This window comes from Nonomuraea wenchangensis (assembly GCF_900111685.1).
In the GTDB taxonomy this organism is placed as follows: Bacteria; Actinomycetota; Actinomycetes; order Streptosporangiales; family Streptosporangiaceae; genus Nonomuraea; species Nonomuraea wenchangensis.
The window spans coordinates 83,729-104,906 of sequence record NZ_FOHX01000024.1 but is presented as its reverse complement, the minus strand read 5'-3'; the positions used below and the strand labels follow the sequence as shown (position 1 = coordinate 104,906).

20 protein-coding genes are annotated in these 21,178 nt (G+C 72.5%); 8 read left to right on the top strand and 12 right to left on the bottom strand.

The window, feature by feature from the left end:
• Nucleotides 1-22: 22 nt before the first annotated feature.
• Nucleotides 23-1,507, top strand: coding sequence for a PucR family transcriptional regulator (locus BMW85_RS44125; protein WP_091093531.1), 1,485 nt, complete (start codon nucleotides 23-25; stop codon nucleotides 1,505-1,507).
• Here the strand turns inward: BMW85_RS44125 and BMW85_RS44120 are convergent.
• Genes BMW85_RS44120 through BMW85_RS44075 form a run of 10 tightly spaced genes read right to left on the bottom strand, consistent with a single transcriptional unit; the run spans nucleotide 1,504 to nucleotide 12,718 of the window.
• Entirely contained in the window at nucleotides 1,504-1,734 is a 231-nt protein-coding gene (locus BMW85_RS44120; protein WP_143082614.1) for a hypothetical protein, read from the bottom strand. The two genes, BMW85_RS44125 and BMW85_RS44120, sit on opposite strands and share 4 nt — an antisense overlap.
• A 52-nt stretch (nucleotides 1,735-1,786) precedes the next feature.
• Nucleotides 1,787-2,629 carry a hypothetical protein gene (locus BMW85_RS44115; protein WP_143082613.1) on the bottom strand — a complete coding sequence of 281 codons (843 nt, stop codon included), beginning with the start codon at nucleotides 2,627-2,629 and terminating at the stop codon, nucleotides 1,787-1,789.
• A gap of 35 nt (nucleotides 2,630-2,664) precedes the next feature.
• Nucleotides 2,665-5,418 (bottom strand): glycoside hydrolase family 38 N-terminal domain-containing protein, encoded by a 2,754-nt coding sequence (locus BMW85_RS44110; RefSeq protein WP_091093526.1) that lies wholly within the window; start codon nucleotides 5,416-5,418, stop codon nucleotides 2,665-2,667.
• On the bottom strand, nucleotides 5,415-6,488 hold the full coding sequence (locus tag BMW85_RS44105; RefSeq protein ID WP_091093524.1) for a Gfo/Idh/MocA family protein: 1,074 nt from the start codon (nucleotides 6,486-6,488) through the stop codon (nucleotides 5,415-5,417). The genes BMW85_RS44110 and BMW85_RS44105 overlap by 4 nt, the downstream gene beginning before the upstream one ends.
• Nucleotides 6,485-7,384, bottom strand: coding sequence for a TIM barrel protein (locus BMW85_RS44100; RefSeq protein ID WP_245775439.1), 900 nt, complete (start codon nucleotides 7,382-7,384; stop codon nucleotides 6,485-6,487). The genes BMW85_RS44105 and BMW85_RS44100 overlap by 4 nt, the downstream gene beginning before the upstream one ends.
• The gene (locus BMW85_RS44095) at nucleotides 7,375-8,553 is read right to left on the bottom strand and encodes a CehA/McbA family metallohydrolase (RefSeq protein WP_091093521.1); all 1,179 of its coding nucleotides are present in this window, start codon (nucleotides 8,551-8,553) and stop codon (nucleotides 7,375-7,377) included. Before BMW85_RS44095 ends, BMW85_RS44100 begins: the two co-directional genes overlap by 10 nt.
• On the bottom strand, nucleotides 8,550-9,617 hold the full coding sequence (locus tag BMW85_RS44090) for an ABC transporter ATP-binding protein (protein ID WP_091093520.1): 1,068 nt from the start codon (nucleotides 9,615-9,617) through the stop codon (nucleotides 8,550-8,552). Before BMW85_RS44090 ends, BMW85_RS44095 begins: the two co-directional genes overlap by 4 nt.
• Nucleotides 9,617-10,438 (bottom strand): carbohydrate ABC transporter permease, encoded by an 822-nt coding sequence (locus BMW85_RS44085; protein WP_091093518.1) that lies wholly within the window; start codon nucleotides 10,436-10,438, stop codon nucleotides 9,617-9,619. The genes BMW85_RS44090 and BMW85_RS44085 overlap by 1 nt, the downstream gene beginning before the upstream one ends.
• A complete protein-coding gene (locus BMW85_RS44080; RefSeq protein WP_218156202.1) occupies nucleotides 10,435-11,370 on the bottom strand; it encodes a carbohydrate ABC transporter permease in 936 nt (311 codons plus the stop codon). The genes BMW85_RS44085 and BMW85_RS44080 overlap by 4 nt, the downstream gene beginning before the upstream one ends.
• Nucleotides 11,345-12,718, bottom strand: coding sequence for an extracellular solute-binding protein (locus BMW85_RS44075; protein WP_245775438.1), 1,374 nt, complete (start codon nucleotides 12,716-12,718; stop codon nucleotides 11,345-11,347). The genes BMW85_RS44080 and BMW85_RS44075 overlap by 26 nt, the downstream gene beginning before the upstream one ends.
• A 213-nt stretch (nucleotides 12,719-12,931) precedes the next feature.
• Between BMW85_RS44075 and iolC the strand changes: the two genes are divergently transcribed.
• From iolC to BMW85_RS44050, 5 genes are all read left to right on the top strand, one after another.
• Nucleotides 12,932-13,882, top strand: coding sequence for a 5-dehydro-2-deoxygluconokinase (gene iolC, locus BMW85_RS44070; protein WP_091093517.1), 951 nt, complete (start codon nucleotides 12,932-12,934; stop codon nucleotides 13,880-13,882).
• A 50-nt stretch (nucleotides 13,883-13,932) separates the two neighbouring features.
• Nucleotides 13,933-14,829 carry a Cgl0159 family (beta/alpha)8-fold protein gene (locus tag BMW85_RS44065; protein WP_091093515.1) on the top strand — a complete coding sequence of 299 codons (897 nt, stop codon included), beginning with the start codon at nucleotides 13,933-13,935 and terminating at the stop codon, nucleotides 14,827-14,829.
• Nucleotides 14,826-15,665 carry a 5-deoxy-glucuronate isomerase gene (iolB, locus tag BMW85_RS44060; RefSeq protein ID WP_091093513.1) on the top strand — a complete coding sequence of 280 codons (840 nt, stop codon included), beginning with the start codon at nucleotides 14,826-14,828 and terminating at the stop codon, nucleotides 15,663-15,665. The genes BMW85_RS44065 and iolB overlap by 4 nt, the downstream gene beginning before the upstream one ends.
• Nucleotides 15,662-17,494 (top strand): 3D-(3,5/4)-trihydroxycyclohexane-1,2-dione acylhydrolase (decyclizing), encoded by a 1,833-nt coding sequence (iolD, locus tag BMW85_RS44055; RefSeq protein WP_177241191.1) that lies wholly within the window; start codon nucleotides 15,662-15,664, stop codon nucleotides 17,492-17,494. Before iolB ends, iolD begins: the two co-directional genes overlap by 4 nt.
• A gap of 79 nt (nucleotides 17,495-17,573) precedes the next feature.
• Nucleotides 17,574-18,650, top strand: a complete 1,077-nt coding sequence (locus tag BMW85_RS44050; protein ID WP_245775437.1) for an AI-2E family transporter — start codon at nucleotides 17,574-17,576, stop codon at nucleotides 18,648-18,650.
• Here the strand turns inward: BMW85_RS44050 and BMW85_RS44045 are convergent.
• Both BMW85_RS44045 and BMW85_RS50665 read right to left on the bottom strand, forming a co-directional pair.
• Nucleotides 18,647-19,129, bottom strand: coding sequence for a GNAT family N-acetyltransferase (locus tag BMW85_RS44045; RefSeq protein WP_091093510.1), 483 nt, complete (start codon nucleotides 19,127-19,129; stop codon nucleotides 18,647-18,649). The two genes, BMW85_RS44050 and BMW85_RS44045, sit on opposite strands and share 4 nt — an antisense overlap.
• Nucleotides 19,126-19,716, bottom strand: a complete 591-nt coding sequence (locus BMW85_RS50665; protein ID WP_281249694.1) for a DivIVA domain-containing protein — start codon at nucleotides 19,714-19,716, stop codon at nucleotides 19,126-19,128. The genes BMW85_RS44045 and BMW85_RS50665 overlap by 4 nt, the downstream gene beginning before the upstream one ends.
• Before the next feature lie 53 nt (nucleotides 19,717-19,769).
• Here BMW85_RS50665 and BMW85_RS44035 point away from each other — a divergent pair, with 53 nt between their 5' ends.
• Together BMW85_RS44035 and BMW85_RS44030 are read left to right on the top strand one after the other, a co-directional pair.
• Entirely contained in the window at nucleotides 19,770-20,507 is a 738-nt protein-coding gene (locus tag BMW85_RS44035) for an ABC transporter ATP-binding protein (protein ID WP_091093507.1), read from the top strand.
• Nucleotides 20,504-21,172, top strand: a complete 669-nt coding sequence (locus tag BMW85_RS44030; RefSeq protein WP_091093506.1) for a hypothetical protein — start codon at nucleotides 20,504-20,506, stop codon at nucleotides 21,170-21,172. The genes BMW85_RS44035 and BMW85_RS44030 overlap by 4 nt, the downstream gene beginning before the upstream one ends.
• The last annotated feature ends 6 nt before the right edge of the window (nucleotides 21,173-21,178 follow it).

The following is a 21,178-nucleotide window of genomic DNA, read 5'->3' as shown; positions in this document are numbered from 1 at the left end:
ACGAAGTATTACGGTGTGTGTTGTGCCGGAACACAAACGCCCGGTCCCTGAACGCCCGGACCACAAGATCACCGTCGAGGACCTCCTCCGCTCGCCGGCCCTGCAGCTCCGGCTCCTGGCCGGGGAGGCGGGCCTGTCGCGGTCGGTGTCGTGGGCGCACGTCAGCGAGCTCGACGACCCGACGCCCTGGCTGCTCGGCGCCGAGGTCATCCTGACGACCGGGCTCGGCCTGCCCCGTTCGGCCGCCCGGCAGCGCGCCTACCTGCGCCGCCTCGACGACGCCGGCGTCTCGGCCCTCGCCCTGTCCGCCGGGCTCCACGTGCCGCCACTGCACCCGGCCTTCTTCGAGGCGGCCGAGGAGCGGGGCATCCCGGTGCTGGAGGTGCCGCTGGCGGTGCCGTTCATCGCGATCTCGCAGGAGGTGGCGGCGGCGCTGCAGGAGGACGCCAACCACCGCCTCGGCGCGCAGCTCCAGGTCTTCGGCGCGCTGCGCTGGCTCGCCGCCGAGGACCTCGACACCGCGACCCTCTTCAAACGCCTCGAACGGCTGTCCGGCTACGACGTCCACCTGTGCACGCCGCAGGGCCGGCCGCTGCTCAAGGGGGTGCCGGTGCCGCCCAGCCTGGACGTCCTGCCCGCCGAGCCGGACGCGCCGCCCACCATCCCCGGCGGCTTCGCCCTGCCGGTCTCGGCCCCGGGCGGCCCCGCCGGTTTCCTCGTCGCCTTCGAACGCGAGGGCGCCCGCCCGGCCGGGCTCGCCGTCGTCCAGCACATCGCCACGGTCGCGGCGCTGCAGGTGGCCATGGCCCGCAACGAACGCGAGACGCTCCGCCGCGAGGGCGCCGAGACGCTGGCCGAGCTGCTCCAGGACGTCCTGGACCCGCCGGCCGCCCGCCGCCGCCTGACCCGCCTCGGCCTCGACGCCGACCTGGTCCTGCTGGTCGTCCGCGACGCCCCCGACGACGCGCTGCGCCGCGCCCTGGACGAGCTGCCCCATCTGATGCTGCGCCGCGGCGACGACCACTATGTGCTGGGACCGCCCGCGGCCGGCCCCGCCGTCGCCGCCGTGCCCGACGCCCGCGCCGGGGCCAGCCATCCGTTCCCGGCCGGCGCGTCACTGCGCCTGCCGCAACGCGAGGCCGTCTGGGCCGCCTCGCACGCCGCCGAATCCGGCAAGCCCCTGGTCCACTATGGCGAGGACACCACCGGCCGCTGGCTCCCTGACGACGCCGCGACCCTGCGCGCCCTGGTGGACCACGTCCTCGGCGAGGTGGTGGCCTACGACGCCGCCCACGACTCGCGCCTGCTGGCGACCGTACGGGTGTGGATGGAGCACAACCGGCACACGGACGACGCCGCCGCGGCCCTGCACATCCACCCCAACACGCTGTCCTACCGGCTGCGCCGCTTCGCCGCGCTCACCGGCCGCGACCTGTCGTCAAGCGGCGCCTTCGCCGAGGTCTGGCTCGCCCTCCGCGCCGCCCGCCAACTCGGCCTCTTCGGCTAGGACGCGCGAGATCGGTCGAAGAGTGCCTCCGCCGTCTCGACGGTGATCGCCCGCAGCACCCAGGCGTCGAGGGTGTCCTGATCCTCGCAGGAAAGGACCCGATTCCGCACCTCGTCGGACACCGAAAGCCCGCGCCCCTCAAGCATCACGACGATCGCTCTCGCCGTCCCCGCGGCCTTGCTCTTGGCCCTTCCCTTGGCGATCAGGCTTTCGGCGTACTCGCCCATGTACGGATACGTCGTCCCCTGATCCCGCTCGTGCCCTCCGGTTGTGGCGAAGTCAGTCAAAGAGGGCCTCTGCCGTCTCGATGGTGAGCGCCCGCAGCACCCAGGCGTCGAGGGTGTCCTTGTCGCTACAGGCGAGGATCTGACCCCGCACCTCATCGGACACCGGAATTCCGCGTCCCTCGAGAATCAGGAAGATGGAATCAACCTTGCCCTTGGCGATCAGGCTCTCGCCGTACTCGCCCATGTACGGATACGTCATCGCCTTCATCCTTCTGTCCCACTCTCTCTGTGCGTCACCTTCCAGTGACACAGTGATGTAGCGAGCGTACCGCTCGGCGATTTTCGGATCGAGGTAGTCCAGTGCCTTCTCAACTGCGGAGATGACGGCCTCGAAGCGGGGATCCTCGCTCTGGATGACGGCGGACATGACCGCCAGCCCGATGTTCTCCCTGGCGCAATCGACGTCCGTGATGACGGGCGTGTTGCCCGAGTGGATGACCAGGGGCGTCAGTTCGAGGCCGGGGTGCCCGGTCGCGATGACCTGCAGCGCCCAGCGCGCGACATTGCGCTTGGGGCAGATGACGATCAGGCACACCGGGCACTTCTCGCGGGAGCGGAAGTTCGCGATGTACTCCAGCCAGGTGTAGGGCTTCTCCTTGTCGAGGCCGCGCTGCGTCTCGATGACGATGCCGAACTTGTCCTCGCCGTCTCCGTAGAGCAGGGCGCCGTCGGCCCGGCACACCGCCGGGTCCGCCTCCGAGAGGTCGGGCGAGGCGAGGCGGCCCTCGCCCGACTTCGGGATAGGCAGGTCGAACAGCGCGAGCAGCATATGTCGGGTGTGATCCGGTTGAAAGGTCGCGACCTTGGTCAGACCTTCGTGTTGCGACGTGACCATGCCGCGAACATTACTACTCGCGTTCGATTCGTTACTCAGAGTTTGCGAAACTGGATGGTGGCGATCTCCCAGGGGTTCAGGGGAAGCCGGAGCGTGCCGTCGGTCACCGGCAGGGGGTCGCCGGGGCGGCCGCGGAGGTCGGCGTGGCGGGCCTCGGTGAGGCCGCCCGTGACGACCGCCTCGGTGGCGTCCGGGGTGAGGGCGACGACGCGCAGCTCGTGCCAGTCGTCGCGCATCCGCAGCGAGGTCATGGTCACGCCCTCGCCCGTCACCGACAGCCCGTACGCCGGCTCCGGCAGCGGCAGTGACGGCTCGCCGGTGCCCGCGACGGTCACCAGGTCGTGGCGGAAGACCTCGGCGGCGGGCGGCGCCTGCTGCCAGGACGCGCACGGCATCAGCGCGAGGTTGAGCGAGCGCAGCCCGCGCGACTGCGCGGCCGGGGTCGGGAGCTGAGGGCCGGCGGGCTCGGGGCGGAGGGCGTTGCGGTTGCGTGAGAGGTAGCCGGCCGAGCGGAGCAGGGTCAGGGCGAGTTCGCCGTCACCGGTCAGCTCGTACTCGGTGACGTGCTCCAGCAGCACGGCGGCGCCGCCCGCGGCCACCCAGGAGGAGGCGGGGAAGGTGGGCAGCGGGGTCTCGCCGCAGCCGGCCTCGGCGCTCAGCCCGCGGGTGACGACCGCGAACTGGCCTTCGGCGTGGGACTCCGTGGCCGCCTCCGGCAGGGGCACGTGGAAGCGGACGCGGTGGTCGTCGCAGCGGTTGTCGAAGTCGAGCCGGAGCCGGACGAAGGGCTCGCCGGAGCGGAGTTCGACCCGGGTGGTGACGACGGTCCGCTCCAGGCGGAAGGTCCGCGACCGGGCCGGGAGCTCGGGGGTCTCGGGGATGCCGTCGCCCGCGGCCGGCCACTCGTACGTCCTGCGCACCTCCACCACGGCCACCAGCGGCCCCGTGTGGATGAGCTCGGTCTCGACCGCGACCGGTTCGGAGACGAGCAGGTCGTGAGCGGGCGGCGCGTAGTTGTAGGTGTCGCCGACGTCGCCGCCGTCCACGATGCGGCCCGCGCCGGTGACGGTGGTGCCGTCCGCGCCGACGAGCGTCAGCGTGCCGTCGGCGGCGATGGTGACGCGGAGCAGCCCGTTGTCGAGGATCTCCTCGTCGCCGCGCGCGGGGAGGGGGGCGACGTCGGAGGCGAGCCAGCACGCCGGGTCGTGGATGCCGGTCTCCTCGTCGTCGCCAGGGGCGGGCGCGGTGAACACCTGGGCGTGCGGCTCGGGGCGCACGCTGGTGTGGCCGAGCGGCGGGACCTGGACCAGGGCGGCGACCGTGCGGCGGGGCTCGGCCTCGATGCGGACGCGGGTGACGCCGTCGAGGGCGTCACGGAGGTCGGCGACGTCGAAGGCGAGCGTGGTGGTGCGGGCCACGGTGAAGGTCAGTACGCCGTCCTCGACGGACCAGCCGGTGATGTGCTGGCCGTACAGCTCGGTGCCGTGGACGAAGGTGAGGGCCGTGGCGGGGTCCATCTCCTCGTCGAGCAGGAGCGTGGGGGCGTACTCCAGGGGCTGGACGGGGACGACCGCGCCGGAGTGGTCCATGAGGGGGTCAAGGCCGGCGACGTCCAGGAGGACGACGCCGGTGCGGGCGGCGGGCGTGGGGTTGACCACGAGGGTGCCCTCCGTGGGCACGGTGGCGGCGAGGCGGGCGGTCACCATGTCGCGTACGGCCTGGCCGAGGTGTTCGGCCTCGGCGATGCGGGCGGCCACCTGCTGGGCGGTCTCGTCCACGCCGCAGCCGGTCACCGAGTCGTGGCCGCTGGCGTCCACGAGCCGCCACCAGGCCATGTCGAGGAAGCGGCCGGGCCACTCGCCGCCCCAGAGCGCGGCGAACGGCTCGGCGTAGCGCTCGACCATGCGCTCGGCGCGGCCCATGGCCTGCTTGAGGTGGGGGCGGATGGAGATGACGCCGGGCAGGATGTTGGCGCGGGCGTGGGAGCGGAGCTCGCCGGGCACGGCGGGCAGGCCCGTCACGTCGCCGGAGTACGCGCCGACGTAGCCGGACAGGGTGTCCATGCGGGCGCCGATCGCGGCCACCATGTCGGGCAGGCCGCGCACCGGCGCGGAGTGGTCGGTGCCGTACATCGCGAGCAGCGACCCCTCGGGCCCGTGCCAGCGGCGCATGGTGGTGACGAACGTCGCCGCCCGCTCGGCCAGCCCGTCGGGGTCGTGGAACAGGTGGGCGCCGTTGCCGTAGCCGCCGGCCGGGAGGTATTGGGTGCGGATGGCGGTGCCGTCGGGGGCGACCCAGGCGAAGGCGTCGGTGGTGACGGAGGACGGCACGCCCCGGTAGACGCAGGCGTGCAGCAGCCCGGCCTTGCGCAGGATCTGCGGCATCTGGGCGGTGTGGCCGAACATGTCGGGCAGGTAGCCGACCGGCATCGCGCCGCCCAGCTTGTCGGCCCGGTCCATGCCGAGTTCGAGGTTGCGGACGATGTTCTCGCCCGAGCACAGGAACTCGTCCAGCAGGATCTGCCACGGCCCGATCGCGAGCCGTCCCGACTCGACCAGGGCGGCGATCCGGTCGCGGTTCTCCGGCCGCACCTCCAGGTAGTCGTCCACGCAGGCGAGCTGGCCGTCGAGGGTGAAGTGGTAGCCGGGCTCGCGTTCCATCGTGTCGAGCACCTCGTCCAGCAGCGCCACCAGGCGCAGCCGGAACCGCTGGAACGGTTCGTACCACTCGCGGTCCCAATGGGTGTGCGGGACGACGACGATCTCCGTAGGCACGATCTCCGCGCTCACGCGGCCTCTCCTCCGATCGGCAGACCATGCTGCGCGGCGTAACGCGCGGCGATGCGCTGCGCGGTGACGATGTCCTCCAGCGCGCCCCCGGCGTCGGTGAGCGGCGGTTTGCCGTCGTTGACGAAGGCGTGGAAGGCGGCGAGCTGCACCTCGAACGCCTCGGTGACGTCGCGGTACTCGTTGCGGCTCTCGGCTCCCGACACGACGGTGAGCGTGGTGGGGGCGTTCATCAGGTAGGGCGCGGGGAAGACCAGCTCCAGTGTGCCGGCGTCGTGGTGGACGGCCACCGTCTCCCGGTAGGCCGGGTAGTCCTCCAGGTAGTGCCAGCGGATGGAGAAGCGGCCCCGTACGGGAAGCGCACCGGAGATCTCCACAGAGCCGGGCGCGGGCCCCCAGGTCTCGACGTGCGAGATCTCCGCCGGCGAGCCGGTGAACCTGCGCAGCAGCGACAGGTCGTGGCAGATCGAGCCGAGTGAGATGCCGTACAGGTCGCGCACCGGCTCGGACTCGCCCACCGCGGCGATCGCCAGCTCGCGCTCGGCGGCCCGCAGGGAGTCGAGCAGGCCGGCGTCCACGTCGCGGGCCTGGGTGAGGTTGGCGAAGGCGAGCTGCGACTGCGCGCTCGGGTGCAGCACGGTCACCTCGACGGCGCGCACCGCTCCGGGGCCGCCCAGCTCGGCCAGCAGCTCCTCGGCCCGGCGTACGGCGGGGTCGTACTGCTTCATGTAGCCGACCATGAGCCGCCCCTCGGGCAGCGCGGCCACCTCGGCGCGGGTGAGCGCGAGCGGCTTCTCGCACAGCACGGCGTAGCCGGCGGCGAGCGCGCGGCGCACGGTCTCGCCGTGGGAGCCCGAGGCGAGCACGAGCACGGCCTCGAAACCGCCCGCGTCGAGCATGTCCTCCAGCGCGGTGTAGCGGCCGGGCGCGCCGAGCCGGTCGCCGACGGCGTCGGCCAGCGTGCGCGACAGGTCGCAGACGGCGGCCACCTCGAACAGGTCGCGGCGCCTGGACAGCAGCGGCACGTACACCGCCTGCGTGACGGCGCCGCATCCGATGAGCGCGATTCTCACAGTCCCAGTTCCTTCAGCTTGTGGCGGTTGGCGGCCTGGTCGGCGATGTTCTGCTCGACGGTGCGCCGGCCCGGGAGGGTGTCCTGCTCGATGACGACCCAGCCCGAGTAGCCGATCTCGTCCAGCGTGCGCACGACGCCGGGCAGGTCGAGCTCGCCCTCGCCGAGCGGCGCGAAGCCGCCGCGGCCCATGAGCTCGCGCAGGTCGACGCCGTCGGCGAGGGCGGCGGCCAGGATCTTGGTGTCGCCGTCCTTGATGTGCACGTGGCCGACCCGGCCGGCCCAGGCGCGCAGCGCGGTCACGGGGTCGCCGCCGGCCAGCAGCAGGTGGCCGGTGTCCAGGCAGAGCTGGACGTCGGTCAGCTCCAGCAGCCGCTCGACGTCGTCGGGCGTCTCGACGTAGGTGCCGAGGTGGTGGTGGAAGGCGGGTTCGAGGCCGCGCTCGCGGCAGCGGTCGGCGGCCTCCTGCACGCGGGCGGCGTAGGCCGGCCACTCCCCCGCCGCGAGCCCTGGAACGCTCCCGCCGGGCCGCGCGAACCGCTCCGCCGAGCCCGAGCAGGCCAGCGTGGGCCGGGGCGCGAAGCCGTCGGGCGCGGGGGGCGCGGCGGCGAAGACGTCCAGCGCCGCCTCCAGCGCGGGCAACCCCCGCGCGTACGCCTCGGCGTCGCCGTAGCGCAGGTCCACCCAGCCGCCCGCGAGCAGCAGCCCGCTGCCGGCCAGCCGGTCGGCCAGCTCGGAGCCGGTGCCGAGGTAGCCGATCGGCCCGGAGTCGATGCCTTCGTACCCGGCCCCGGCCAGCGCCTGGACCATGGCGTCGGGCCCGAGCGGCGGCGGCGCGTCGCTCAGCTCGAACACCCCGAAGCTCACCGGCGCGTTCGCGACCTTCACTACTGGCACAGCCCCATCACCTCGTTCTCGTACGTCTCCAGCCGGTGCGGCCCGTCCATGCCGCGCACCAGCACCCGGTCACCGCGGATCACCTGACGCTCGCCGGTGGGCCGGACCAGGACCAGCCCGTCGGCGTCGAGCGCCAGCAGTTCGTCGCCCAGCCGCAGCAGCAGCGGCGCGTCCGGGCCCGCGGAGATCGCCACGCGCCCGGCGCGCACCCCGTCGAGCACCGTGCCGGGGTCCTCGGCCAGCACCCAGGTCGTGGGCTCGCCGGGCAGCCCGTCGGAGCCGGGGCGGTGGAAGTCGCTGCCGCCGATCGCGATCACGTCGTCGCGCCAGGACTGCGCCCAGGCGATCGGGGCGCCCCAGCGGCGGTCCCACCAGCCCGAGTGCCACACCTCGGCGTGCCGGGTGCGCCCGTCGAGCGGCAGCAGCCAGGCGCAGTCGCCGCCGAGCGGGTGGTTGACCGACATGATGCCGCCGGCCCGCTCGGCGTGCTCGGCCCAGGAGTCGGCGGGCTCGCGGAAGTCGACCCAGCCGACGTCGCCGAAGACGTTGGCGTGGCCGCGGTCGGTGGTGACCTCCTGGCCGGGGATGAGCGTGACGCCCCGGCCCACCTTGGCGAGCCAGGGGTGGTGGCTCACGGTGTTGTGGTCGGTGACGGCCAGGAAGTCGAGCCCGCGCCCGTGGGCCAGCTCGGCCAGCTCGGCGATGCTGAGCGCGCCGTCGCTGTGCACGGTGTGGGCGTGGAAGTCGCCGGCGTACCAGCTCAGGCCGTCGACGCCTGGGATGTCGCGCCTCGGCGGGCGCTCGCCGTGCGGCGGCTCCTCGACGACCGGCTCGGGCGGGACCGTGCCGGAGGTCTCGATCTCCAGGGTGAAATCGAGGCCCTGCGGCGGGATGCGGTGCAGCCGCAGCCACACGTGCCAGGTGCCGGGCTCGGGCTCGCCTGGCAGGTAGCCGGGGGTGGCCCACGACGGGGTGATCGTGTAGGTGTCGCGCGCGCCGCCCGACCAGCCGCGGAAGCCGTCGGGCGCGCCGCAGCCCAGGTCGAGCACGCCCTGCGCGCGGTCGTACGACAGCCGGACGGTGACGGCGGCGGTGCCGGGCGGGACCTCGAAGGGCACCTCGCGCAGGATCCGCTCCAGCCGGTCGTCCAGACTCCAGTGGCCTCTCATGACACCAGCTCCCCGTCCCGGTAGACCAGCGCGCGATCGCTCCTGGGCACGGCGTAGCCGTCGTCGCCGACGGCGGGCTCGCTGCCCTCGGGCACGACGGCCTGCACGATCACGTCGTTGACGTCGAGCGTCACCAGGTGGGAGGCGCCGAGGTTCTCCACGATGGCCACCTTCCCGCCTATTCCGCCCTCCGCGGGCTCGTCCGAGTAGGTCATGTACTCGGGGCGGACGCCGTACACGATCTTCTCTCCGTCGCTCAGCCGGCCCTCCGCGAGGGCGGGGACGGCCACCTTGCAGCCTGCCACCTCCAGCGTGTCACCTCGGACGAGCCCGTCGAGCAGATTCATCGGTGTGGAGCCGATGAAGCCGGCCACGAACGTGTTGACGGGCCGCCGGAACACCTCGGCCGGTGTGCCGATCTGCCGGATGTGTCCCGCTTCCATCACGGCCATCCGGTCGGCCATGGCGAGGGCCTCGGCCTGGTCGTGGGTGACGAAGACGGTGGTGACGCCGAGCTCGCGCTGCAGCTTCTTCAGGAACGTACGCGCCTCCAGCCGCAGCCGGGCGTCCAGGTTGGACAGCGGCTCGTCGAACAGGAACGCCTGCGCCTGCGTGGCCATGACCCGCGCCAGCGCGACCCGCTGCTGCTGGCCGCCGGAGAGCTGGCCGGGCCGCCGGTCCATCAGCTGCTCCAGCCCGAGCCGCGCCCCGACCTCGGCGGCCTTGTCGCGGCGCGTGGCCTTGTCGACCTTCTTGATCCGCAGCGGGTAGGCGATGTTGTCGGTGACGTCCATGTGCGGGAACAGCGCGTAGTCCTGGAAGACCATGGCCACGTCGCGCCCGCCCGGCTGGGTGCCGGTGACGTCGCGCTCGCCGATGAGCACGGACCCGCCGGAAGCGGCCTCCAGCCCGGCGATCGTGCGCAGCAGCGTGGTCTTGCCGCAACCGGAGGGCCCGAGCAGCGCGAAGAACTCGCCGTCGGGGATGACCAGGTCGAGCGCGTCGAGCGCTTTCACTCCGCCCGGGTAGACCTTCGTCAGCCCGCGTAGTTCGATGGCGGCCATTAGCGCTTGATCCCTCCGTGGAAGCGGAAGCCGTATTTCTTGCTGACGAACAGGTACATGAGCACCACGGGGACCGAGTAGAGCAGCCCGAACGTGGACAGCATGCGCAGGTTGGCCTGCCCGCCCTCGGTGTACAGCGTGTACGTGATCACCGCCGCCGGCTGCTTCTCCACGTCGCTCAGCAGCAGGTACGGCATGAGGAAGTTCCCCCACACGTTGGCGATCGACCACACGGCGATGGTCGCCAGCCCCGGCCGCACCAGGGGGACGACCACGTGCCGCACGATCTGCAGCGGCGAGGCGCCGAAGACCCGCGCGGACTCCTCGTACGACTTCGGCGTGGAGTCCATGAAGTCCTTGAGCATGAAGATCGCCGCCGGCAGCAGCCCGCCGGTCAGGATGAGGATCAGCCCGAGCTGCGAGTCGATGAGGTTGAGCTCCACGGCGAGCTGGAACAGCGGCACCATGGCCGCGGTCCCGGTGATGATCGACGACAGCAGCAGCAGCGCGTAGAGCAGCGCGTCGCGCCCCGGCAGCCGCACCCGGCTCAGCGCGTACGCCGCCAGCGCCGCCATCACCACGACCAGCAGCGCCGTCCCCACCGACAGCACCAGCGAGTTCCACAGCGACGGCAGCGCGTACGGATGCTCCAGGACCGCCTGGAAGTTCTCCCAGGTGAAGTCCGGCATCCGCACCTCGTAGGTGGGGTCGGAGGTGAACGGCGCGGTCACCAGCCACAGCAGCGGGATCGTGAAGAACGCCAGCAGCACCGCGATCAGCGTGTAGAAGCCGATCCGGCCCAGGACGAAGCGGGGCGTCATTTCTTGCTCCTGAGCAGCCGCAGGTAGAACACCGCCACGACCAGGTTGATGAGCAGGATGATCGTGGAGACCGCGGCCCCGTAGCCCAGCTCGCCGCTCTGCAGCGCGACCTTGTAGACGTGCACGGCCAGCACCTCGGACCGGCCGTCGGGTCCGCCCGCCGTGAGCAGGAACGGGCTGAAGTCGTTGAACGTCCACAGGCTGATCAGCAGCAGGTTCGTCAGGATGTGGCCGCGGATGTGCGGGAAGACCACGTCGCGGAGCTGCTGCCAGCCGGAGGCGCCGGCCAGGCGGGCGCTCTCCAGGTGCGAGGGCGGGACGTTGCCGAGTGCGGCGCCGTACAACATCATCGAGAACGCCGTGCCGCGCCAGGTGTTGAAGATGATGATCGACAACATCGGGTGGTCGAGCAGCCACGCGAAGCCCGGGATGCCGAGCAGCGCGTTGAGCGTGCCGCCGTCGCGGTCGAGCAGCGCCACCCACAGGAACGACACCACGGCGCTCGGCAGGATCCAGGCCAGGATGACCAGGCCCTCGACCAGCCGCTTGAGCGGCCCGCGCCGGTCGCGCAGCACCCAGGCGATGGTGAAGCCGAGCACGACCTGGCCGATGACGGCCGAGCCGAGCACGAACTGCAGGGTGAGCCAGGTGGAGTTCCAGAACGTCGGGTTGGCGACCGCGTCCAGGAAGTTGTCCAGCCCCACGAACTGCGGCTCGGCCGCCGCGGCGCCGGTGAGACGGTAGTTGGTCAGCCCCAGGTAGAGCACCCAGAGCGCGGGGAAGACGAGGAACGCCGCGATCAGCAGGAGTGCGGGGGCCACGAAGGCCCCCGCGCGCAGCCTGCCGAGGCCCGCCGCGTCGGAGCTGTACCCGCCGCGGCGGCCTGACGGGTCGCCGTCGATCACCTCAGGAGGCGATATTGCCTGCGCCACCGACGATTCCTTCGAGCTTCTTCTGGTAGTCGGCCGCCGCCTGGTCGGGGGCGGTGCCGCCGACGACCGCGGCGGTGGCCTCCTGGAGCGCCACCGACACCTGCGGGTAGACCGCGACCGGCGGCCGGTAGGCCGTCAGCGGCAGCACCTTCTCCGAGATGAACGTCAGCAGCGGCTGCCCGGCCAGGATCTCCTTGTTGACGTCGGTGCGCGGGGTGATGCGCACGTTGCCGTCCTTGGTCTCCTCCTTCAGCGCCTCAGGGGAGAGCGTGAAGGCCAGCAGCTCGAAGGCTTCCTTCGGATGCTTGCTGTTGGGGTTGACCGTGCGCAGCGCGCCGCCGGACATGCTGACGAAGTCCTGGCCGCGGATGCCCTTGCCGGGCTCGATGGCGGGGATCAGCGCGTAGCCGACGTTCTGGTCGCGGTCCTTCATGGGAGCGACGCCGGTGGCCGGGTTGACCACGCCGCGCCAGAAGTAGTCGCCCTCCATGAGGATGCCGATCTTGCCCTCGGCGAACTGCTGGAACGACTTGTCGCGGCCCTTGGCCTCCTGCTGGAGCTTGGGGTCGCCGAGGCCGCCGCCGTAGATCTTCTGGTAGAGGCCGAGCGCGTCCTTGAGCGGCTGCGCGGCGCCGGTCCACTTGCCGTCCTGCTCGACCTGGCCGCCCGCCCCGGCGAGCAGCGGCAGCACGCCCTGCATCGAGGTGGCCTCGCCCATCGCGGTGCCGGCGTTGATCTGGATCGGCACCGGCACGCCGGAGGACTTGAGCTTGGTGCCGGCGTCGAGGATCTCCTGCCAGCTCTTCGGCTGCCAGTCGGCGGGCAGGCCCGCCTTCTGGAACAGCGTCTTGTTGAAGTAGAGCACGCGGCCGTCGGTGCCGACCGGCAGGGCGTACTTCTTGCCCTCGTACGTGGCCAGCCCCTGCACCGACTCCGGGATCTGCGACCAGCCGTCCCAGCTCTCGGCCTCGGGGCCCACGACGTCGGCCAGCGGCTTGATGTAGCCGGCCTGGGCGAACTCGCCGGCCCAGATGCCGTCGATGTCGATCACGTCCGCGCCCTTGCCGGACTTGAGGTCCAGGGAGAGCTTGGTCTTGTACTGCTCGTCGTCGACGCCGCTGGGGACGAACTTGACCTTGACGTCCTTCCCCTTGGCCTTCTGGGCGGCCTCGAACTTCGGGATCACCCAGTCGGCCACGAAGCCGGCCGCCGCCGCGTTCTTGCCGCCGGCGATGGCGTTCTGGGCGATCGTCAACTCTATGGTGTCGCCGCTGCCGCCACCCGAGGACTGGCCGCAGGCGGCGAGCCCGAGGCCGGCCGCGGCTATGACCACAGCGAACTTCCGCATTGCCATGCAAACCCTCCGACACGTTCCTTGAGGAGGTGGGCCGAAAGCCAATATGTCATGACATGCAGATGACGTAAAGCTCTTGCCATGTTTCAGAGATATGTCGGTCTTCCTACCCTTGCATCCGGTAGCCGGCCGAGTAACGTGGCGGACATCTATATGTCCTGACAATATGCCATAGTGTCGAAGGTAAGCTCCCCTTCAGGAGGTGCGTTGTACGACCTGATCACGATCGGCCGCTGCGGCGTCGACGTCTACCCGCTGCAGACCGGCGTCGGGCTGGCCGACGTCGAGACTTTCGGCAAGTTCCTCGGCGGCAGCCCGACCAACGTGGCCGTCGCGGCCGCCCGCCACGGGCTGCGCTCCGCGGTGATCACCGGCGTGGGCGACGATCCCTTCGGTGAGTACGTACGGCGGGCGATCCGCGGATTCGGCGTCGACGACAGGTATGTGGCGACCTACCCCGAGGCGCCGACGCCGGTCACGTTCTGCGAGATCTTCCCGCCCGACCACTTCCCCATCTACTTCTACCGCGGCGAGCATCCACCCGACCTGCGCCTCACCGCCGGCTCCCTCGACCTGGAGGCGATCGGCGCGGCCCGGATGTTCTGGTTCTCGCTGACCGGGCTCAGCAAGGAGCCGAGCGCCGAGGCGCACGCCGCCGCGCTGGCCGCCCGCCGCGAGGCCCGGAGTGACGGCTGGACCGTGTTCGACCTCGACTACCGGGCCTCGCTGTGGCCCTCGCGGGAGGCCGCCCGCGCGATGGCGGCGCGCATGCTGCCGTACGCGGACGTCGCCGTCGGCAACCTGGAGGAGGTCGAGACAGCGGTCGGCGTACGCGAGCCCGAGGCCGCGGCCGAGGCGCTGCTGGCCGCAGGGGCGCGGGTCGCGATCGTGAAACTCGGCCCCGAAGGGGTCCACGCCCGCACCCGCGAGGAGAGCTGCCTGGTCAAGCCGGTCGAGGTGAGCGTGGTCAACGGCATCGGCGCGGGAGACGCCTTCGGCGGCGCGCTCTGCCTGGGGCTGCTGAACGACTGGCCGCTGGAGCGCACCATCCGCTTCGCCAACGCCGCGGGCGCCTTCGTGGCCGCCCGGCTGGCCTGCGCCGACGCCATGCCCACGACCGCCGAGGTGGAGGAGCTGCTGAACGGGGTGACCTCGTGAGCGACGTCACCCTGCCTGCCGTTGATGGGCCCGCCGTGAATGGGCCCGCTGTGGATGGCCCCGCCGTCGGCGGTTACGAGCAGCTCACCCGCATCCGGGCCACCCGCCCCGAGGAGATCGCCGAGGCCGCGGCCCGCAGGCGGCGGCGCGGGCTGCCCGGCGACGACGAGCGCCTGCTCATCATCGCCGCCGACCATCCGGCCCGCGGCGCCCTGGCCGTACGCGACCGCCCGCTGGCCATGGCGAGCCGCGCCGACCTGCTCGACCGGCTGCGCACCGCGCTGTCGCGGCCCGGCGTGGACGGCATCCTGGCCGCCCCCGACGTGCTGGAGGACCTGCTGCTGCTGGGCGCGCTGGAGGGCAAGCTGGCCTTCGGCTCGATGAACCGGGGCGGCCTCCAGGGCTCGGTGTTCGAGCTGGACGACCGCTTCACCGGCTTCGACGCCGGCGCCATCGACGCCATGCGGCTCGACGGCGGCAAGATGCTCTGCCGCATCGACCCCGCCGACCACAACACCGTCAACACCCTGGAGTCCTGCGCCCGCGCGGTGAGCGAGCTGGCCAGGCGCCGGCTGGTGGCCATGGTGGAGCCGTTCTGGTCGCTGCGCACCGAGTCGGGAGCCCTGCGCAACGACCTGTCCCCCGAGGCGGTGATCAAGGCGATCAGCATCGCCCAGGCCCTCGGCACGACCTCGGCCTACACCTGGCTGAAGATCCCCGCGATCGCCGAGATGGAGCGGGTGATGGCCGCCACCACGCTGCCCGCGCTGCTGCTCGGCGGCGACCCGCCGGACATCGACGCCGCGCTCGCCGACTGGGACCGCGCGCTGCGCCTGCCCGGCGTACGCGGGCTCGTGGTCGGCCGGGCCCTGCTCTACCCTCCGGACGACGACGTGGCCGCCGCGGTGGACGGCGCCGCGGCCCTGGTGCGAGAGGCACGCGCATGACCCATCTTCCGTACGGCAAGACCGCGAACGGCCCCTGGTCGGTGGAGGTCACCCCGGACCAGGCCGGCTGGACCTACTCCGGCCTGCGGATCCTCGACCTGACCGACGCCCCGGTGACGTTCTCCACCGGCGAGGAGGAGCTGCTGGTCCTCCCGCTGGCGGGCTCGTGCTCGGTGCGCCTGCCCGGCGACAGGTTCGAGCTGGCGGGGCGGCCTTCGGTCTTCGACGGGCCGTCCGACTTCGTGTACGTGCCGATCGGCACGGAGGTCACCATCGAGGGGGCGGGGCGGATCGCGCTGCCCTCCGCCCGCGCCACCGAGGCCCTTCCCGCCCGGTACGTCGCGGCGGCCGAGGTGCCGGTCGAACTGCGCGGCGCCGGCCAGGCCAGCCGCCAGGTCAACAACTTCTGCGCACCCGGCGTCTTCGACTGCCACAAGCTCATGGCGGTGGAGGTGCTGACGCCGTCGGGCAACTGGTCGTCGTACCCGCCGCACAAGCACGACACCCCCAACCCGGGTGAGGCCGTGCTGGAGGAGATCTACTACTTCGAGGTCGCCGACCAAGGGCTCGGCTACCAGCGGGTCTACTCCTCTGAAGGGGGGCGGATCGACACCCTCGCCGAGGTCTCCTCCGGCGACGTCGTCCTGGTCCCCCACGGCTACCACGGCCCCTCCATGGCCGCGCCCGGCTACGACCTCTACTACCTGAACGTGCTGGCCGGTCCGGCCGAGGAGCGGTCGATGGCGTTCTGCGACGATCCGCGCCACGCCTGGATCCGCTCCTCGTGGGAGGGGCAGCGCATCGACCCCAGACTGCCCTTCGGGAGGACCTCATGACCCGGTTGACCGTCGCGCAGGCCGTCGTGCGTTTCCTGGCGCGGCAGTGGAGCGAGCGTGACGGCGTGGAGCGCCGCTTCTTCGCCGGCTGCGTGGGCATCTTCGGCCACGGCAACGTGGCGGGCATCGGGCAGGCCCTCGCGGACGACCACGAGTTGCCTTACCTGCTGAGCCGCAACGAGCAGGCCATGGTGCACACGGCGGCCGGCTATGCCCGCGCGAGCAACCGGCTGGCCACGCTCGCCTGCACCACCTCGATCGGGCCCGGCGCGACCAACATGGTCACCGGCGCGGCGGGCGCCACCATCAACCGGCTCCCGGTGCTGCTGCTGCCCGGCGACATCTTCGCCACCCGGGTGGCGAGCCCTCTGCTGCAGGAGCTGGAGGACCAGCGCTCCTACGACGTGTCCGTCAACGACTGCCTCAGGCCGGTCTCCCGCTACTGGGACCGGATCAACCGGCCAGAGCAGCTCCCGTCCGCGCTGCTCGCGGCCATGCGGGTGCTCACCGACCCGGCCGAGACCGGCGCGGTGACGCTCGCGCTGCCCCAGGACGTGCAGGCCGAGGCGTACGACTGGCCAGACGAGCTGTTCGCCCGCCGGGTCTGGCACGTCCCGCGACCCCGCCCCGAGCGGGCCGCCCTGGCGCGGGCCGCCGAACGCCTGCGCGCGGCCGAGCGGCCGTTGATCGTGGCGGGCGGCGGCGTGCTGCACAGCGAGGCCGCGGACGAGCTGCGGGCCTTCGCCGAGCGGTTCGGCGTACCGGTGGCCGAGACGCAGGCCGGCAAGGGGGCGCTGCCGCACGGGCACCCGCTCGCCCTCGGCGCGGTCGGCGCGACCGGCACCACGGCGGCCAACGCGCTGGCCCGCGAGGCGGACGTGATCATCGGCGTCGGCACCCGCTACAGCGACTTCACCACCGCCTCGCGCACCCTCTTCGCCCCGGACGCGGCCTTCGTCAACGTCAACATCACCGGCTTCGACGCGGCCAAGCTGTCGGGCCTCCAGCTCGTCGCCGACGCCTGCGAGGGCCTGGCGGACCTGGCCGGCGCGCTGGGGAGCTGGCGCGCCCCGGCCGCGCTCGGCGAGCGGGCGGGCGAGCTGATCCGCGAGTGGGACGCGGCCGTGGACGCGGCGTACGCGCTGGAGGGCACCCCGCCGTCCCAGGCCGCCGTGATCGGCGCGGTCAACGCCGCCGCGGGCGAGGACGGCGTGGTGGTGTGCGCGGCCGGTTCGATGCCCGGCGACCTGCACAAGCTGTGGCGGCCGAGCGGTCCTGGCAGCTACCACGTCGAGTACGGCTACTCGTGCATGGGCTACGAGATCGCCGGCGGGCTCGGTGTGAAGCTGGCGGCGCCGGAGCGCGAGGTGTTCGTGCTGGTCGGCGACGGGTCGTACCTGATGATGGCGCAGGAGCTGGTCACCGCGGTGGCCGAGGGGATCAAGCTGACCGTGGTGCTCGTGGACAACTCCGGCTTCGCCTCCATCGGGCGGCTGTCGGAGAGCGTCGGCGCGCGGCGGCTCGGCACCGCCTACACCGCCCGCGACGGCGGCCCGCTCCCGGTCGACCTCGCCGCCAACGCGGCCAGCCTGGGCGCGTCCGTGGTCCGCGCCGAGACGGTCGCCGACCTGCGCAAGGCGCTCGACGCGGCGCGGGCGGGCGACGTGACGACGGTGATCCACGTACGCACCGACCGGCTGGCCGACGACGTGCCCTCGTCGCAGGCGTGGTGGGACGTGCCCGTGGCGCAGGTCGGCCCGCCGCAGGAGATCCGGGACGAGTACGCCGCCGCCAAACGCGGGCAGCACCTCCACCTCGGTCCTTCCTGATCCCCTGAGGATTGTCCGGCACGGTGCCGGGTAGGCCCCCTCTCCGGGCTGTTGAGGGGGCCAGATCAGGGAGCAGTGGATGAGGCCGTGGCGCTTGCTGGGATGGGCCGGCGTGATCGCCGTGGTCGGCTTCTGCCTCACCAAGGTGGCGACGGTCGCGATCTCGGTCGTCATCGGCGTGTTCCTGACGGCGCTGCTCGCGCCGGCCGCCCGCCGGCTCTGGCGGCACGGCTTCAACCGCGCCCTCGCCACCGCGATCGTCTTCGTCACCGCGCTGGTGATGGCGGCGGCGCTCATCGCGCTGCTCGTGCCGCCCACGGCGGAGAGCGTGACGGAGATGCAGGCCAGCGTCGGCAAGGTGCTCAACGACCTGCACACCTTCCTCGCCGGGTTCGGCATCAACGACCGGCAGCTCCTCAAGCAGGCCACCGACTGGCTGTCCGGCCAGGGCCGGACGATCACCACCGGCGCGCTGGCCGGGGTCAAGACCGCCGGCGAGATCGTGGTCGGCGCGGTGCTGGCGGTGATCCTGTCGGTGTACTTCCTGCACAGCGGCGACCACCTGTTCCGCTGGCTGGTGAGTCTCGCCCCCCTCACGGCCAGGGGGCGGCTGATGTGGGCCGGCGAGCTGATCTTCTCGGTGATCAGCCGCTACATCCGCGGCATCGCGATCGTGGGCGCGGTGGACGGGCTCTTCATCGGCCTCGCGCTGTGGATCCTCGGCGTGCCGATGGCGCTGCCGCTCGCGGTGCTGACGTTCATCGGAGCGTTCCTGCCGGTGGTGGGGGCGTTCCTGGCCGGGCTGCTCGCGGCCGTGGTGGCGCTGGTCGCCAAGGGCTGGCTGGTGGCGCTCATCGTGGTCGCGGTGACCATCGCGGTGCAGCAGCTCGAAGGGCACGTGCTCGCGCCGCAGATCTACGGCAAGGCGCTCGAACTGCCCGGCGCGGTCATCCTGGTGGCGATCGCGGTGGGCAGCGTGGTCGCCGGGATCGTCGGGGCGTTCCTCGCCGCGCCGGTCACCTCGGTGCTCGTGGCGCTGGTGCACCGCCAGGACGAGCACCCGGCCGAGCCGCCTGCTCCGCCGGAACGGCCCCCGCCGTCTCCTCCCGGCCCTTCTCCGCGAACTCCCCCGCAAGCTCCTCCGCAGGGCGCCTAGAGCGGGAGCTCCAGCTCCAGCTCGTGCCTGATGGGGATGCCGTCGGCCTCGCGCGGGATGGACGGCTTCAGCCTCCTCGCCCGCTCCACGCCGTCGCGGTGCAGGGCCACGAGGTCGAAGCCGTAACGCTGGTAGAAGCGCAGAGCTCTGGTGTTGTCGTTGGTGGTGATCAGCCACAGCCTGGCCGCGCCCCGCTCGACGGCCGCCGCCCGGACCGCGTCGAGCAGCGCCCGGCCCACCCCCTTGCCGGGCAGCACGGCGTCGAGCGTGATGATCTCCACCGCGCCGTCCCGCTCCCTGTAGGTGACGACGCCGGCCGGCTCGCCGTCGAGCTCGGCCACGAAAGCGGGCTGGGCGGCGGCGTCCACCAGCTCGCCCCGGCCCATGGCGACGAGCGTGGTGCCGCCCCAGCTCTCCCGCAGCACCGCCGACACGGTCTCCAGGTCGGCCGGCCCGGCAGGGCGTACGGACAGGCTCATGCGCGCCGCTGCTCCAGCACGTCGGCGATGCCGGCGAGGAAGGAGTCGACGTCGGCCATGAGGTAGCCCGAACGCACCAGCACGGCCGAGAACCGCGCCTCCCGCACCTCCTTCGCCGTCACCGGGAAGTCGGTCGTGCCGCGCAGGGTGGCCACGATGCGGTCGAGGAAGGCGTCCACCTCGTCCTCGTTGTAGCCGGTGCCCATGCGGCCCGAGCGGAAGGCGACCCGCTCGACCCGGGCCGCCTGGGTCTCGAACCACTCCTCGCGCAGCAGCTCGCCGGTCGGCTCGGCGAGTGCCAGCCGGACCGGCCACTTGGCCTGCGTCTCCAGCGCCACCACGAACGCCTCCAGGGCGAAGTCGACCGCCGTCTCCTGGTAGCCGCCGCGTTTGGCGCGGAAGGTGGCCGAGCGCACCTCGTCGGCGGTGATCGGCTCGTACGTGCGGGGACCCCGGCCCAGGGTGGCCTCGATGCGGCCGATCAGGGCGTCGACTTCGGCCGGGTCATAGCCTGAACGCATACCCATGACGCGCGGAAAGCGGTTCAAGCTCACACTCCTCTTGAGTCGTGCTGGGGGTGCCTCCATTGTGATGCTCTTTATCCCGGCCAGGCACCCCGACATATACCGTTACAGCCACCATGCGACTGTCCAAGGTCTCTTTCCGCTACCGACGGCGTGACCCCTTCGTCATCCAGGGGGCCGACGCCGAGCTCGCACCCGGCGACATCGTCGAGCTGACCGGCGTGAACGGCGCGGGCAAGTCCACTCTGCTGCGGCTGCTGGCCGGTCTGACCCGGCCCACGAAGGGGACGATCGGCGGGCGGCCGGCGGTGGTCGGGTTCGCCCCGGACCGGTTTCCCACGGGGCAGCCGTTCACGGTGGCGGCCTACCTGCGGCACGTCTCCCGGATGCGCGGCGGGGCCCGATGGGAGCCGTGGGCCGAACGGCTGCACATGGAGCACCTGCTGGCCACCCCGCTCGGCGAGCTGTCGAAGGGCGGCGGGCACAAGGTGGGGCTGGCGCAGGCGCTGATGGCCGACCCCGGGCTGCTGATCATGGACGAGCCGTTCGCCGGCCTCGACGCCGCCACCCGCGCGGTGCTGCCGGACCTCGCGACGGAGGTGGCCGGCCGGGGCGGCATCGTCGTCGTCAGCGACCACCAGGGCGGCCTGCGCGCGTTACCGGCGCTCCGGCACTGGACGGTCGCCGACGGCGGGCTCGACGAGCCCTCCTCACCCGCTCCCCCGCCGGTGCCGGTCCCGGACGAGCTGGTCACCGTGACCGTACAGGTGCCCGCCGGCGAGCTGCCCCGCTTCCTCGCCCGGATGCGCGGCGAGGGCTACCCGGCCCGCGAGATCGAGGAGTCCGCCCGATGACCGCGCTCACCGTGTTCCGGCTGGCCGCCTACGTCCGCTCGCACCGCGTCTTCCAGAGCCTGCTGCTGGCCCTCGCCCTGCTGGCGGTCCTGCACAGCAGCCGGGCGCCGCGCGGCGAGGAGGCGGGCGTGCTGGCCGACGCCGCCGTACTGATCGTCCCCGTGCTGGCCTGGTCCGCGAGGAGCCTGCTGGACACCGAGCCCGACCGGCAGCGCGAGCTGTCGGCGGTGACCGTGGGCGGGCGGGGCAGGGAGCTGGTGGCGGGCCTGGTGGCGGCGCTGGTGACCTGCGGGGCGCTCGCCGCCGTGGGACTGGCCGCGGCGCTGCTGCTCGGCACGAGCGCGCGGCCCTCGCCCGGCGTGCTCGCCACCGGCGTGGCGATGCACGGCCTCGCGGCGCTGACCGGGACCGCGCTGGGCGCGCTCACCAGCCGGGCCGTCGTCCGCTCGCCCGCCCTGTCGATCATGGGGCTGGTCCTCGGGTTCCTGCTGATGCTGCTGATCAGCGCCTCGCCGGCGTACTGGCTGACGGTGCCGCTGGTGGTGTGGATGCGCGCGGCCAACGACGGCGACCTGGTCGCCCGCTTTCCGGAGCTGGCCGCCGTCTCGCTCGCGTGGTGCGTGCTCGCCCTGACGCTGTATGCCTGGCGCCGCCTGAGGCACTGACAGCCC